The organism is Campylobacter sp. CNRCH_2015_1657, from assembly GCF_025772685.1.
GTDB lineage: Bacteria > Campylobacterota > Campylobacteria > Campylobacterales > Campylobacteraceae > Campylobacter_D > Campylobacter_D lari_D.
Map to the genome: position 1 here is coordinate 52,263 of NZ_JAKMSO010000001.1, position 14,565 is coordinate 66,827.

The 14,565-nt window shown below is 29.5% G+C and carries 13 protein-coding genes, 1 pseudogene and 1 riboswitch; of the genes and pseudogenes, 7 read left to right on the plus strand and 7 right to left on the minus strand.

Features of this window, described 5'->3' with window-relative positions; translation table 11 throughout:
• Positions 1 to 29: 29 nt before the first annotated feature.
• On the minus strand, positions 30 to 2,573 hold the full coding sequence (locus L8X27_RS00280) for a hypothetical protein (protein ID WP_263671271.1): 2,544 nt from the start codon (positions 2,571 to 2,573) through the stop codon (positions 30 to 32).
• Between the two features lie 162 nt (positions 2,574 to 2,735).
• Between L8X27_RS00280 and groES the strand changes: the two genes are divergently transcribed.
• The 4 genes from groES to L8X27_RS00300 all read left to right on the plus strand — a co-directional run bounded on the left by groES (position 2,736) and on the right by L8X27_RS00300 (position 6,890).
• Positions 2,736 to 2,996: a co-chaperone GroES gene (gene groES / locus L8X27_RS00285; RefSeq protein WP_039626536.1), complete on the plus strand. Its 261-nt coding sequence runs from the start codon at positions 2,736 to 2,738 to the stop codon at positions 2,994 to 2,996.
• Positions 2,997 to 3,009: 13 nt separating this feature from the next.
• The gene (gene groL, locus L8X27_RS00290; RefSeq protein ID WP_070256698.1) at positions 3,010 to 4,647 is read left to right on the plus strand and encodes a chaperonin GroEL; all 1,638 of its coding nucleotides are present in this window, start codon (positions 3,010 to 3,012) and stop codon (positions 4,645 to 4,647) included.
• A gap of 65 nt (positions 4,648 to 4,712) precedes the next feature.
• A complete protein-coding gene (locus L8X27_RS00295; RefSeq protein ID WP_263671272.1) occupies positions 4,713 to 6,302 on the plus strand; it encodes a DUF262 domain-containing protein in 1,590 nt (529 codons plus the stop codon).
• An 18-nt stretch (positions 6,303 to 6,320) separates the two neighbouring features.
• On the plus strand, positions 6,321 to 6,890 hold the full coding sequence (locus L8X27_RS00300) for an NUDIX domain-containing protein (protein WP_263671273.1): 570 nt from the start codon (positions 6,321 to 6,323) through the stop codon (positions 6,888 to 6,890).
• Positions 6,891 to 6,902: 12 nt separating this feature from the next.
• Here L8X27_RS00300 and L8X27_RS08005 read toward each other — a convergent pair whose 3' ends face one another.
• The 5 genes and pseudogenes from L8X27_RS08005 to rpmB all read right to left on the minus strand — a co-directional run bounded on the left by L8X27_RS08005 (position 6,903) and on the right by rpmB (position 9,681).
• Positions 6,903 to 7,364, minus strand: a complete 462-nt coding sequence (locus L8X27_RS08005; RefSeq protein WP_412175096.1) for a CZB domain-containing protein — start codon at positions 7,362 to 7,364, stop codon at positions 6,903 to 6,905.
• Positions 7,350 to 7,634, minus strand: a pseudogene (locus tag L8X27_RS08010) (methyl-accepting chemotaxis protein); the annotation flags it as partial. The pseudogene L8X27_RS08010 and the gene L8X27_RS08005, both read right to left, overlap by 15 nt.
• Positions 7,635 to 8,065: 431 nt before the next feature.
• On the minus strand, positions 8,066 to 8,281 hold the full coding sequence (locus tag L8X27_RS00310) for a YdcH family protein (RefSeq protein ID WP_133318720.1): 216 nt from the start codon (positions 8,279 to 8,281) through the stop codon (positions 8,066 to 8,068).
• 52 nt (positions 8,282 to 8,333) lie between these two features.
• A complete protein-coding gene (locus L8X27_RS00315; RefSeq protein WP_220566855.1) occupies positions 8,334 to 9,461 on the minus strand; it encodes a potassium channel family protein in 1,128 nt (375 codons plus the stop codon).
• A gap of 25 nt (positions 9,462 to 9,486) precedes the next feature.
• Positions 9,487 to 9,681, minus strand: coding sequence for a 50S ribosomal protein L28 (gene rpmB / locus L8X27_RS00320; RefSeq protein WP_012661734.1), 195 nt, complete (start codon positions 9,679 to 9,681; stop codon positions 9,487 to 9,489).
• Positions 9,682 to 9,823: 142 nt separating this feature from the next.
• On the opposite strand from rpmB, the gene rpe reads away from it, so the two are divergent.
• The 3 genes from rpe to thiC all read left to right on the plus strand — a co-directional run bounded on the left by rpe (position 9,824) and on the right by thiC (position 12,711).
• Positions 9,824 to 10,471: a ribulose-phosphate 3-epimerase gene (gene rpe, locus L8X27_RS00325; RefSeq protein WP_263671274.1), complete on the plus strand. Its 648-nt coding sequence runs from the start codon at positions 9,824 to 9,826 to the stop codon at positions 10,469 to 10,471.
• A complete protein-coding gene (locus L8X27_RS00330; RefSeq protein ID WP_220566853.1) occupies positions 10,468 to 11,232 on the plus strand; it encodes a 3'-5' exonuclease in 765 nt (254 codons plus the stop codon). The genes rpe and L8X27_RS00330 overlap by 4 nt, the downstream gene beginning before the upstream one ends.
• A 32-nt stretch (positions 11,233 to 11,264) precedes the next feature.
• Positions 11,265 to 11,369, plus strand: a riboswitch (TPP riboswitch).
• A gap of 43 nt (positions 11,370 to 11,412) precedes the next feature.
• Positions 11,413 to 12,711, plus strand: a complete 1,299-nt coding sequence (thiC, locus tag L8X27_RS00335; protein WP_263671275.1) for a phosphomethylpyrimidine synthase ThiC — start codon at positions 11,413 to 11,415, stop codon at positions 12,709 to 12,711.
• A 27-nt stretch (positions 12,712 to 12,738) separates the two neighbouring features.
• On the opposite strand, the gene L8X27_RS00340 is transcribed toward thiC, so the two are convergent.
• The gene (locus L8X27_RS00340; RefSeq protein WP_263660119.1) at positions 12,739 to 14,556 is read right to left on the minus strand and encodes an ammonia-forming cytochrome c nitrite reductase subunit c552; all 1,818 of its coding nucleotides are present in this window, start codon (positions 14,554 to 14,556) and stop codon (positions 12,739 to 12,741) included.
• Positions 14,557 to 14,565 lie beyond the last annotated feature (9 nt).

Sequence of the window (14,565 nt, forward strand, 5' to 3'; positions counted from 1 at the left end):
AACCTAGCCTTTTTTAAAGGCTAGGTTTATTAGAAGAGTTTGTTAAAAATTTTATCTATTGCTTGATCTACTTTTTTACCTGTATTTTTAGCACCATCACTAGCATTTCCGCCTATTGTATTAACAATGGAATTTACAACACTTTTTGTATTAAGACTTACTTTAGGATCTTGTGTTGTTCCTTTTATAGTACCTTTGAAGTTTGCTCTATCAATGACGATATTAAAAGGAATATTTAATTTGGTACTTTTTGTATCAACCTTACCTTTGCTAATATTTATATTGCTTCTATCAGCCACTAGGTTTAAATTTAAATCTATAAGATTTTTGTTGATGTTTATTTTGGCTTCACCGTTGCGATATACATCTTGAGTGATATCTTTTTGTAAAAGTAACATTAAAGCACCTGTGATAAGATTTTTCTTAAGTTGCCCATCGGCTAAATTCATTAGCACTACACCACTTTCTTTTAAAAGATTATAATCAATGCTTAAATTTGATTTTGCTTGGTAATAATCAGGTAAATCTAAGCTTTGAGTTAAATTTGAAAGATCGGTATTTTGCATTTTAGCGTTAAAAATATTATTTTTTAAAGTGGCATTTAATGAGCCGTTAAATATATTTTTACTATTAATACTTGCATCTATTAAAGCGTTTTTAAAATCAAATTTTCCTTCAAAATCAGCCTTGCCTTTTAAGTTTCTATCAACTAAAAATCCTAGCTTAGAAAAATCTTGCAATGATATATTATAAGTGCTTGCTAGAGCCATTTGATTAAGATCAAATTTACCTTTTAATGAATTAATATTTGCAAATGAACTTAGAACTTTAGCGTTAAAATCAATGATTGATTTAGAAATTTTTCCATCAAGATTGATTTTTGCTGAAGTATTCTTTGGAAATTTTTTCTCTAAAAGCTTGGATAATTCTACTTCATTAAAAGAAGAATTAATATTTGCTTTAAAATCACCATTAATATTGTTAAAATCAAGTGACTTTAAGTCAATATCTGCATTTACATCACCAAATGCTAAAACTTTTTGTCCTATCAAAGGAAAAAGTTGTTCTAATTTTATATTATCAACTTTCGCTTGTAAATTTTTTCCATTGGATTTTGCATTGATAAGCCCTTGCATGATTTTAATATTAGCATCAAGATTTTGAATTTGATTTGACTTAAGATCAACTTTGGCATCTAAATTTAAAGGTCCATTGAGATCTTGTTTGGTTAAAGGTTTTAATTTGTTAAGATTATCTATAAAAGCACTAATTTGTACGTTTAAATCTTTGTTTGTAAGGTTATATGAACCTTTTAGTTGAGGTATTTTTGCTATGTTTGAATCAAGTAAAGCTTCATAATCAATCAAAGAATTTTTCGCATTTGCTTTAGCTTGTAAGTTAAAATTTGTTTTTGGAAAATCAAGATTGCTTAGTTTTTTAAATTCCATAACATTTATATTTGCATTGTTTAACCTAGTGTTTAGATTGAAATTTTTAAAATCAAGCCCTTGTGTTTTTAAATCTAAAACTAATTTAGAATTAATAAAAGCAGGTATGGATATGGTTTTTAAAAGTTCTGCTACTTCTATATTAGTTGTATTGATATTAAGATTATTATTTTCTAAAACAGCTTTTAAGCTACCACCAAATCCAAGTAAGTTAGCATCTAATTTTTGCAATTGATTGTTTGCAAAAAGTAAATTACCTTGAATTTGACTTTTACCTTGGAGTTTCATTTTGGCTAGAGATGAAAATTGATTAAAATCATCTATTTTGATATCAAAATCACTAGTTAAGCTTTGTTTTGCTATATCATAAATACTTTTTTGTGTATAAAGTTTGAAGAAGTTACTTAAAATTTCACTTTTAGAAATAACTTCATTGCTTTGGATTAAAGATCTTATTTCACCTTTTATATAGCTTTGTTTTGGTAAGCTTAGATTGAAATCTTTTTCAATTAGAGTATTGTTGATAGAACTTGTGTAAAAATTAATCAAAGCATTACCATTTGGTTTTAAATTTTTAGCTTGTATATCGCTTATAATACTAATTTTTCCTTGAGCATATCTTGGTAGATTAGCAAAATCTAAAATTTGAGCCAAATCTATATTTTTGCCAATAAATTCAAGATTTATAGGAGAAAAATCAACAATTTTTGCATCTAAGCTAAGATTAGAATCAAACAAAAATCCATTGCCTTTTACTGAAAAATTACTACTTTTACCTACAGCACTACCTTTAAATGTAAAATCTTTATCGCTTTTTAAGCCAAGTTCTTGAATATAATTTTGTTTGAGTCCTAAAAGATAGTTTAAATCAAATCCTAGTCTTAAAGGTGATATACCACCTTCTATGTTAGCAAAAAATTTATCATCAATATTTGCTTTAATGTCAAGTTGTGAAAAACTAATTTTAAAATTTTCAAATTTAACATTCATACCGCTTTTTTGAGCAATAATCGTTTCGATTCTTGGCTTTAAAAAACCATTACCCATGCTTGTAAATAATAATGTATATATAGCTAGAAATGCTATACACACTACACCTAAAAGAATGTAAAGAATTTTTTTCATGAGAAACCTTTATAATGATATATCATATAAATTTAGTGATATAGACTAAACTTATATGATATATTTTACTTAATTTATTGACAATTAACTTTCTTTAATGTATAATTCTATCACTCAAAAACAAAGAGTGCTAAAAATGGCACATTTTAGAAAGGATAAAAAATGAATTTTCAACCTCTAGGAAAGCGTATTTTAGTAAAACGCTTAGAAGAAATGAAAACTACTGCTTCTGGGATTATTATACCAGATAATGCTAAAGAAAAACCATTAAATGGTGAAGTTGTTGCAGTAAGCAAAGAAATAGAAGATATTAAGGTAAATGATAAAGTAATGTTTGCAAAATACGGTGGAACTGAAATTAAACTTGATAATGAAGAGTATTTAGTTCTTAATGTTGAAGATGTTTTAGGGATTATTAAATAAAAAAGGATAAAAAATGGCAAAAGAAATATTTTTTTCAGATGAAGCAAGAAATAAACTTTATGAAGGTGTTAAAAAACTTAATGATGCTGTAAAAGTCACTATGGGGCCACGCGGTCGTAATGTATTAATCCAAAAAAGTTTTGGTGCTCCAACTATCACAAAAGATGGTGTGAGTGTAGCTAAAGAAGTGGAATTAAAAGATTCTTTAGAAAATATGGGTGCTTCTTTAGTTAGAGAAGTAGCTAGTAAAACAGCTGATCAAGCAGGCGATGGAACAACAACAGCAACAGTTTTAGCGCATGCTATTTTTAAAGAAGGTTTGAGAAATATTACAGCAGGTGCTAATCCTATCGAAGTTAAAAGAGGTATGGATAAAGCTTGCGAAGCTATAGTAGCTGAACTTAAAAAACTTTCTCGTGAAGTTAAAGATAAAAAAGAAATAGCTCAAGTTGCGACAATTTCTGCAAATTCAGACGAGAAAATCGGAAATTTAATCGCTGATGCTATGGAAAAAGTTGGAAAAGATGGTGTTATCACTGTTGAAGAAGCAAAATCAATCAATGATGAATTAAATGTAGTTGAAGGTATGCAATTTGATAGAGGTTATTTAAGCCCATATTTCATTACAAATACTGAAAAAATGACAGCTGAATTGCAAAATCCTTTTATTTTGTTATTTGATAAAAAAATTGCCAACTTAAAAGATTTATTACCAATTTTAGAACAAATTCAAAAAACAGGAAAACCACTTTTAATTATAGCTGAAGATATTGAAGGCGAAGCTTTGGCAACTTTAGTTGTAAATAAATTAAGAGGTGTTTTAAATATTTCAGCAGTTAAAGCTCCTGGCTTTGGCGATAGAAGAAAAGCTATGCTTGAAGATATTGCTATTTTAACAGGTGGTGAAGTGATTTCTGAAGAGCTTGGAAGAACTTTAGAAAGTGCTAGTATTCAAGATTTAGGTCAAGCTTCAAGCGTGATTATTGATAAAGACAATACAACTATTGTAAATGGTGCAGGCGAAAAAGCAAATATTGATGCAAGAATTAACCAAATCAAAGCTCAAATTGCTGAAACAAGTTCAGATTATGATAGAGAAAAATTACAAGAAAGATTAGCTAAATTAAGCGGTGGTGTAGCGGTGATTAAAGTTGGTGCGGCTACTGAAACTGAAATGAAAGAGAAAAAAGATAGAGTTGATGATGCATTAAGTGCTACAAAAGCTGCAGTTGAAGAAGGTATAGTAATAGGTGGTGGCGCAGCATTAATCAAAGCAAAATCAAAAATCAGCTTGAATTTGCAAGGCGATGAGGCTATTGGTGCAGCTATTGTAGAAAGAGCATTAAGAGCACCTTTAAGACAAATTGCTGAAAATGCTGGATTTGATGCTGGTGTAGTTGTAAATACAGTAGAAAATAGTAAAGAAGAAAATACTGGTTTTGATGCTGCAAAAGGTGAATATGTAAATATGCTTGAAAGCGGTATTATCGATCCTGTTAAAGTAGAAAGAGTAGCCTTACTTAATGCGGTATCAGTAGCTAGCATGCTTTTAACAACTGAAGCTACAATTAGCGAAATTAAAGAAGATAAACCTGCTATGCCTGATATGAGTGGTATGGGCGGTATGGGAGGCATGGGTGGTATGATGTAACCCATTCTTAATTTTTTAAAAGCAAGGATTTTCCTTGCTTTATTTGTATTATTTCTGAGGTTAAAATGCTTATTCAACCAAAACCTATTACAAGAAAGTATGAAGATATAATTAGAAATATAAATGAAGGTTTTTATCAAATTCCAAAATTTCAAAGGGATTTTGTATGGAAAAAAGAGCAAGTTGCTAAATTAATTGATAGCTTAATCAAGGGATTTCCTATAGGAAGTTTTATTTTGTGGAAAACCAAAGAAAGGTTAAGATCATTAAAAAAAATTGGTAATTATTTTCTAAATGATATAAAAGAAGGTGATTTTGTTTTATATGTTTTAGATGGCCAACAAAGAATGACTTCGTTATATCTTGCCATAAATGGCGTTCAAATAGAAAAAGAAGATTACAAAGAACTCTATATTAATTTAGATAAACTTGAAACAAATGAAGAAATTTGCAGTATAGAAAAAGGCAAGGGAAATTATATAAGTTTTTATGATTTAATGAATGCTTCTATTGTGGATTTGGTAAATAATTTTAATAAAGACTTAGATAAAATACATAAAATAGAAAAAATAAGAGATTGGATAAAATCGTATGAATTTTCAACTATAGAGATTGATGATACTTCTATAGAAAGAATAACCGAAATTTTTACAAGAATTAATACAACGGGAAAAGATTTAACATTATTTGAAATAATGAATGCTAAAGTCTATGATGAAAATAAAAAATTTGATTTAGAAGATAGTTATAATAATCTCATAAGAGAATTAGAAATTAGTGCATATGAAACAATAGCCGAAAATAAAACTATTATTTTGCAATTATTATCTTTAAATTTAATAAAAAATTCTAAAACAAGTGCAATTTTATCTATAAATAAAAATCAATTTATAGATGAATGGGATAATACAATTAAGGCATTAAAATTAGCGATTGATAAAATAAGAGATTATTTTAAAATAGAAGTATCAAAACTTTTGCCTTATTATGTTTTAATAGTTCCAATTGCTTATTTTTATAGAATTAATGATTTTAAACCTCCAACTAATACTCAATTAAAACAAATTGAAAGATATTTTTTTAGATGTGCAATCAGTTGGAGGTTTTCTTCTTCTGTTGAAAGTAAATTAAATTCTGATATAAAAATAATTGAAAATATCAAAAACAATATAAATGTAAATTTTGATAAAGAATTACCATTGCAAAACAAACAAAAAGATTATTTTATTGAACTTTTAAAAGAAGATTTTTCATCATCAAATGCTTTTGATAAAGCAGTTCTTTGTATATTAGCTTATAATGAACCTAAAAAATTTAGCGACAATTCAAAAGTAAGATTAGATAATTCTTATCTCAGTATAGCTTCTTCTAAAAATTATCATCATTTTTTTCCAAAAGCATATTTGAAAAGAATAAACAATACCGATAATGCAAATGCATTAGCTAACATAACGCTAGTGGATGATTATTTAAATAAAAGAATTATAAGGGATAGAAATCCTCAAGAGTATATAAAATATTTTGAAAAAGAAAATAGTAATATCGATGAGGCATTAAAATCTCATTTTATTATACACGATGATTTTGTAGACTATAATTTGTTTTTAGACAAAAGAGCTAATGTGTTAGCTGAAGAAATTTTAAAAAGAATTTAATTGAAAAGGTATCATAAAGTGAAAAATTTACAAGAAGAGCAATTTTCTAACTCAAAATATATTAAACCTAAAAGATATACTTATATAGGTAAAGATAACAAAAAATACACTTGGGATTTTATAGAAGCATTAGATAGTGTTTCTGTTTTTTTATATCATACTCAAAAAGATTCTTTTGTTTTTGTAAAGCAATTTAGAATTCCTTTATGGGATTATCAAAAACACAATAACTTAAATTTAAACGAGATGGGATTTAGCATAGAACTTTGTTCAGGTCTTGTTGATAAAGATTTGAGTTTAGAGGAAATAGCTAAAGAAGAATGTATTGAAGAACTAGGTTATGCTCCTAAGGTTGTAGAAAAAATAGGGGAATTTTATACAGGTTTTGGTTCAGGTGTTAGTAGACAATTTTTATTTTTTGCTGAAATTAATGAAGATGATAAAATTGGTAATGGTGGTGGAATTGAGGGGGAAGATATCCAAGCAGTATGGATAAAAAGAAAAGATTTTGAAAAGTTTTCTAAAGAAAATCCTATAAAAACTCCTTTACTTGAGTATGCGTATTTATGGTTTAAGGGTAAGAATTAATCTTACCTCTTTTTATTTTTCCTCTTTATTTTCAATATTTAGATCTTTTTCATCAAGCATTTCTTTAAAGATTCCAAATAAATCTTCAGAAGCCTTTTCAGCATTAGAGCATTTATCTAAAATTTGATTTTGTACTAGTTTATCACTTGTATCTTCATTATGTGCTAAAGCAACGGCTTGGTTCATATTTTCATGTACTTTTTGATGTGGTAAATTTAACTTACCAAAAGTTCTTCCGCCAGAAAATCTTTCCTTGCCAATACCAGCAATCCATTTTGCAAGTCTGCAACTTAAATGATCAGATAAAGTTTTTCCTGAAGCATGAATAATTTCATTATATCCATTTAATTTAAATGCAATATGATCTAGTTTTGCTAGTGATATGAATATTTCAGAGGTAATGCTTTTAGCGTGAGAACTAGTTGAATTTGCATTAGAAATTAATTGAGCAAAATTACTAGAGAATTTTACTATATGCTCATTAGATTCTAATGATACTTTTTCTACTTGCTCACTTTGTCCATACATCTCATCAGCATTTTGTTTTAATAGGTTAATATTTAATTCTACTTCAGAAGTTGCTTTTTGTGTTTTTTCAGCAAGTTTTCTTACTTCATCAGCAACAACAGCAAAGCCTCTGCCGTGTTCTCCTGCTCTAGCAGCTTCGATTGCGGCATTTAGTGCTAAAAGATTGGTTTGATCGGATACATCTTTGATTAAGTTAATAACATTAGTGATCTCATCAACGCTGCGGTGTAAATTTCCCGCTGTATCTCTTGAGCGATTAGCTGATTCTATAATGCTTTGAAGTGAAGATATGATAGAGTGTGTTATTGAATTTAACTCTTGCATATCTTTTAAAGAGGAATCAGAATATTGAGAAATCATTTCCGCTTTATTAACATTTTCCTGCATATCACTTTGAACATTTGCAATACCTTTTAAAACACCATTTAATAGCATTTCCAAAAGATTTGTTTCAAGTTCAGTTTTTCCGCAATTTCCTTGAAGTTGTTTTTCATAATTTTTAATTAATTCTTGTTTTTCTGAAAGAAGTCTTTTGTTTTCTTCTTCTAGTTCTTTGATTTTATTTTGTAAATTTTCAAAGTCTTGTGATAATTGACTTTTTTTTCCAAACATATTTAATCCTTAAAAGTTAAAAAAATCGGTAGAAATTATTTTTTATAATTTGATAAATAAGTATTTAATTCATCCTTTAATTTTAACTTTTCTTTCTTTAGATTTGCTATTTCTAAGCTATCTAGATGAATTCTACCTTCTTCTGCATCTTTGATTTTGTGATCAAGTTTGTTGTGCTCTTCAAACAACTTATCAAAATGCATATCCTTGCCTTTTAACTCGGTGATTAAATCCCTAAATTCATGTAGCATGTAAGCCTCCTTTTTTTGAAATTTTATTGTTATTGATTATAGCTTAAATAAGTTAAATGTATTTTAACTCGTCAGGTTTTTGTTTATTTTTAATAATCTTTTTAGCTATTTTTATACTATCTGCTGTACCAACGATTAACAATTTTGCACCAGTGCCTATTAAAGTGTCTCCTCTTGGCATAGGGGTAAATTTTTTATTTTCCAAAATTCCTACTATGCTAACATTTGCCATATCTCTTAAATGGATTTCTTTTAGTCTTTTAAATCTCACCCATGACTCGTCAGGAATTTTAACCTCTTCTAAATCAATAGGGCTATTTTTTTTGTAAAGATAATTTTCTAATAAATTTTCCATATCAGGTCTTGCTGACATAGCACTAAGTCTTTGTGCGACCAATTTTGTAGCAGAAACTATGGAATTTGCTCCAAGTTTTTTGAGTTTTTCAGTTTCGTCTTCATTGCTTGAGCTAGCTAGTATAAAATAAGGATTGATTCTTTGTAATTCTTTTTCAAACAATCTCACTGAAGCAATGATGGCTATATTATCTGCTATGTTATTGCTAAGAGTAATTACACCTTTTGCGCTAGAAAGATTGGTCTTTAAAAAGGCTATATTTGTATGTGGGGCACTTTCTATATAATAAGGATAATTATATTTTTCAGCTATCTCGCTAAAATTTTCTATTTCATCAACAACAACAAAAGGAATGTGATTTTCTTTGAATTGCTGTGCTAGTTCTATGGTAAAATCATTGTGATAGCATATTACAAAATGATTTTTTAATCTTGCAACTTTATGAAGCATTCTTCTCTCCTTGATTATTTTAGACAAGATTCCTTTTTTTACTATTTCTATCACTAAACCCATGCAAAAAGTAAATATTGTAAAAGTTAATAACACATATATAACGGTAAAAATTCTACCCGCTGTTGGTATGGGGTTGACTTCAGTGTAGCCTAAAGTGGTAAATGTCATACCAGCTTGGTAAATAGCATCATTGAGATTATAATTACTTGTAAGCATATAACCAAAAGCTCCAATTAGTGTCATTATTACGACAGCAATAAGAGGAATTCTTAAAAATCTAAGTTGCTCGTAAAGCTCGTCATTGAGGTTGATTGAAGGTTTTGGAGAAGGGGACCAATTGAGGAATTTTTGTAGCTTTTTCAAAAAAGACATAATAATTCCTCGTTTATATTAAGGATTATTTGCTACTCTGTTTTTTAAGTGTTCTTAAAGTTGAAGCAGCAACTCTAACTTTTCTGGTAGTTCCATCTTCTAAAGTAATACGAACTGTTCTTAAATTTGGCAAAAAGCGTCTTTTAGTTTTGTTGTTAGCATGGCTAACATTGTTACCTACCATAGGTCCTTTTCCTGTAATTTGGCAAATTCTTGACATAAATTTTTCCTTATGAAATAAAAATAATTTTTAGCATTATATCTAAAGCAAGCTTAAAAAAATCAAATATTATTAAAAATACATAAAGAAAATTTGATAATAAGTATGATAAAATTATTTTTTATTTTATTGGAGATATATAATGTATGTAGCGCCAAGTTTATTGTCTGCAAATTTTTTAAACTTAGAAAATGAGATTAAAGAAGTATCTCAAGCGGGAGCTGATTTGTTGCACATTGATGTGATGGATGGACATTTTGTGCCAAATCTTACTTTTGGTCCTTGTGTGGTTGAAAATATTTCAAAAATTACTTCAGTACCTTTAGATGTGCATTTAATGGTGCATAATGTTAGTAGTTTTGTAGATTTATTTATACCTATAAAACCAAAATTTATTAGTTTTCATTTAGAAGCTGAAAACCATCCTATTAGGGTGTGTGAGTATATAAGAAAAAACGGCATTCATCCTGCTATTGTATTAAATCCACATACTCCAGTTTCAAGCATAGAATATATTTTAGAATTTGTAGATATGGTACTTTTAATGAGTGTTAATCCAGGCTTTGGCGGCCAAAGTTTTTTACCTTTGGTGTATAATAAAATTCGCCAGTTGAGAGAAATGATAGATAGGAAAAATCTTAAAGTTTTTATAGAGGTTGATGGTGGGGTAAATGGCTTAAATGCACCTGATTTGGATGAAGCAGGAGCTGATATTTTAGTCGCGGGTAGTTATATTTTTTCTTCGCAAGATAAAAAAACAGCAATTAATTCTTTAAAGCTTGAATTTTGAGCCAACAACAAATCGATGATTTAATCATCAAACTAAGCAAAGAAAATAAACCTTTTCCTTGGGTTTTAAGAGAACTTGCAAAAATAGAAGAATTAAACCACTATGATTTTGATTTATATATTTTTGAGCTTTTAGGACTAGGGGTAGAGCTTAATGCACAAAATTGTTTGTGTTTAAAAAGTAAAAATACAAAAATAAAAGATGAGATATTTTGTGTTGTAGATATTGAAAGTACTGGCGGGATAAAAAGTGGTCAAATTTTAGAAATAGGTGCTGTAAAAATTCAAAATTATAAAGAAATTGATAGATTTGAGAGTTTTGTAAAAGTAGAAAGCATACCTGAAAATATTACAGAATTAACTGGGATTAGTTTAGATATGGTAGAAAATGCTCCTTCTTTGAAAGCTGTGTTAAATGATTTTAAGTTATTTTTAAAAGATAGCATTTTTGTAGCACACAATGTGCGTTTTGATTATCATTTTATATCTAAAGCTATGTATGAAAATGATTTTGGAGTGCTTTTAAATAGAAGATTATGTACTATTGATTTAGCTAAAAAATGCATTGAAAGTCCCAAATACGGCCTTGATGCTCTAAAAGAGTTTTTGTGTATTGAAAGTAAGCATCATAGAGCTTTAAGTGATGCTTTGGCCGCAAGTGAAATTTTAAAATACTGTCTTAAAAAAATTCCTTTTTACATTAAAACTACTGAAGAATTGTTACATTTTAGCAAGCAAGCTAAAAATCAAACAAAAAAATAAACTTTGTTTTGTATTTATTGCTATACTTCTTTTGCATAAATGACGGGAGCTTGTGATACAGGCTGAGAGTAAGCTAAAAGCTTAGACCGCACCAGAACTAGGTAATACTAGCGTTGGGATAATTTATCAACTACTCACATACCCTTCATTTATCCAAAATTATTTCAAGGATAAATTCAAATGAAAACTCAAATGTCTTATGCAAAAGAAGGAATTTTCACAAAGCAAATGCAAATTGTTGCACAAAAAGAACAAGTAAGTGAAGGTTTTTTACTTGAAAATATAGCATGTGGAAAAATCATCATTCCTGCAAATATTAACCATAAAGCATTAGATCCAAATGGTATTGGCTATGGACTTAAAACAAAGGTAAATGTAAATTTAGGTGTTTCAAATGATTGTGTAGATTATAGTGAAGAGATGAAAAAGGTAGAATTGGCTCACAAATTTAATATAGAAGCTATTATGGATCTTAGTAATTATGGTAAAACTAGTCGTTTTAGAGATGAGCTAATTGCTACTTCAAAAGCTATGATAGGTACTGTGCCTGTTTATGATGCGGTAGGTTTTTTAGAAAAAGATTTAAAAGGTATTAAAGCAAAAGATTTTTTAGATGTAGTATATCATCATGCTAAAAGTGGAGTGGATTTTATGACAATTCACGCAGGGATAAATTCTCGTGCTGCTAGGGTTTTTAAAGAGTGTGATAGGATTACTAATATAGTTTCAAGAGGAGGTTCAGTTCTTTATGCTTGGATGCAAATGAATGATGCTGAAAATCCATTCTATGAATATTATGATGATTTGCTTGCTATATGTAAGGAATTTGATGTGACACTTTCTTTGGGTGATGCACTAAGGCCCGGTTGTACTCATGATGCAAGTGATGGAGCTCAAATTGCTGAACTTATCGAACTTTCGTTATTAACTAAAAGAGCATGGGCTCAAGATGTACAAGTAATGATAGAAGGACCTGGTCATATGGCTATTAACGAAATAGAAGCTAATATGCAACTTGAAAAAAGAATTTGCAATGGAGCTCCATTTTATGTTTTAGGACCATTAGTTACTGATATAGGTGCAGGATATGATCATATAAGTGGAGCAATTGGTGGAGCAGTTGCAGCAGCAGCTGGCGCTGATATACTTTGTTATGTAACTCCTGCTGAACATTTAAGACTTCCAAATTTAGAAGATGTAAGAGATGGTATAGTAGCAACTAAAATAGCAGCTCATGCAGGAGATATAGCCAAGCTTCCCAAAGAAAGAAAAATAGATGATGAAATGAGTAAAGCAAGACAAGATATTGATTGGGAAAAAATGTTTAAATTAGCAATTGATGGAGAAAAGGCTAAGAAAATGTTTAATGAAAGAAAGCCTGAAGAACTTAATTCTTGTTCAATGTGTGGAAAAATGTGTGCTATGAACACTATGAATAAAATTTTAAAAGGTGAGGATGTAAGTTTGATAAAAGAATAAACCCTCGATTGCGAGGGTTTATTTTGATTAATCTATTACTTTATAATTATAAGGTTTTAGATTTTTATCATCTTCAAGAAGTTTTGCTGGTGGATTACCATTTACTTCTTGGTGTTTATAGTAGCGATCACCTGCTTTATTACCATTTAGATCTACTTTATAGTGAATTTCACCTGGATTTAATTTTTGAATATCTTCAAAACCTAAATTTGAAGTTTTGAAATCTTTAATGCCATTTTTGGCTGCAATTTCTGCTAGCTTAGTTTGTCCTTGTCTTGACATATCAACTGATTGTAAAAGCATTCTTGAAGCTTCTCTAGGATTGTGGAAACCTGTTGAGTTTTCAGCACCTACAAAGTCTGCTCTAATTTGAGATTTTCTATGTAGTTCTAATACTTCTTTTAATTCAGTCGAAATTTTAGCATCATCTGCTTTGCCATCAGTTTGAAATTTAGGCATTTTTCCAAGTTCTGCACGAATAGTTTCTATATCTTTAATCAAGCTTACTAAAGAATATTCAGCTGTTCTTAAATCATGGGCTACTGAATTTTGAATATCTTTTACTTGTTTAGCTAGATAGCTTTCGCTTTGAGTGTGACAAGTTTTACAAGCTGAGTTAATATCAACTAAAGGTGAAGTAATATTGTGGTTAGTAACTTTTTTTGCACCTTTTCTAATATAAGGCATATGACAATCTGCACAACTTACACCATTTGCAGCATGTACTCCACCACTATAAAGTTCGCTTTCTGGGTGTTGAATTTTAATCATTGGTGCTTTTGTGATTTTATGAACCCAATCACTTGGAAAATTTTCTCTATTTTTTTCATAATAATCATCAATCATTTCTATTCTAAATGGCTCGCCTTTTTTCCACTCACTCCATGGAAATGCTAGCTCTATACCATCAACTTCGATTTCAACTGGCTTGTTACCATCTCTCCAAGAATCAAACTCATCATAAGTTTTTTGAGTGCCATTCCACCATTTTTTAGAACTATCATTAGCAATACTTTCGCCTATAGTTTTCACTTTAGTGCCTGTTGGTTTGAAGTAGTATTCAACATGACATTGAGAGCATACTAAAGTTCTCATTTCGCTTCTTGAAGCTTTAATGCCTTGTTTTTCGTCTGCTTCATAACCTCTTGAAATTAATGCTTTAATTAAAGCTGGTCTTGTAAGTCTTAAACTCATATCTGTTGGGTTATGGCAATCTGCGCATGTTACACCCATTCTTTTTCCACCATGGGGTCCGCTGTGTTCAGGTGAGTTTTCTTTAGCTCCATTTACAGCTGGGATAGTTTTAACCATAGTCCAATATTTTGCAGAGTTAAATGCTACCCAATCGCCTTTTGCAGTGTTGTTTAAAAGCCATGGAGTCCATCCGCTATGGCAGTTCATACAAGCTGTTGGTTGACCGCCAAATCCTGTAAAACCATGTGCATTTAAGAAATCTTTATTATTTCTAGCTGTATCCATTTGATCTACTTGAACCCAAAAGTGTCCTCTTTCTTCATTTGCATCAATGCTAAATGGATAACCTGCCCAAAGAACAGTTAGTTGTGGATAGCGAATAAGCTTTGAATAAGCTAAATTTCCACCAAATTCTGTTGCATTAGGTGTTTGTTTTTCTACTGCTGTGTGCATGTCTAAATAATCAGGAAAGTTCTTTCCCCAGTAATCAAAAGTAGGATTTTCATCACCAAGTTTTACAATTTCTTGTGAAATGATCCCACCTACTGAATCATTTGTTTTAGCTGTAATGTCCTGATTAAGCCATAATACACCTGCAATAGCTACTATAGTAGCACTTATAGCACTATATAAAATGCCTTTGTTATTCATTAAATACTC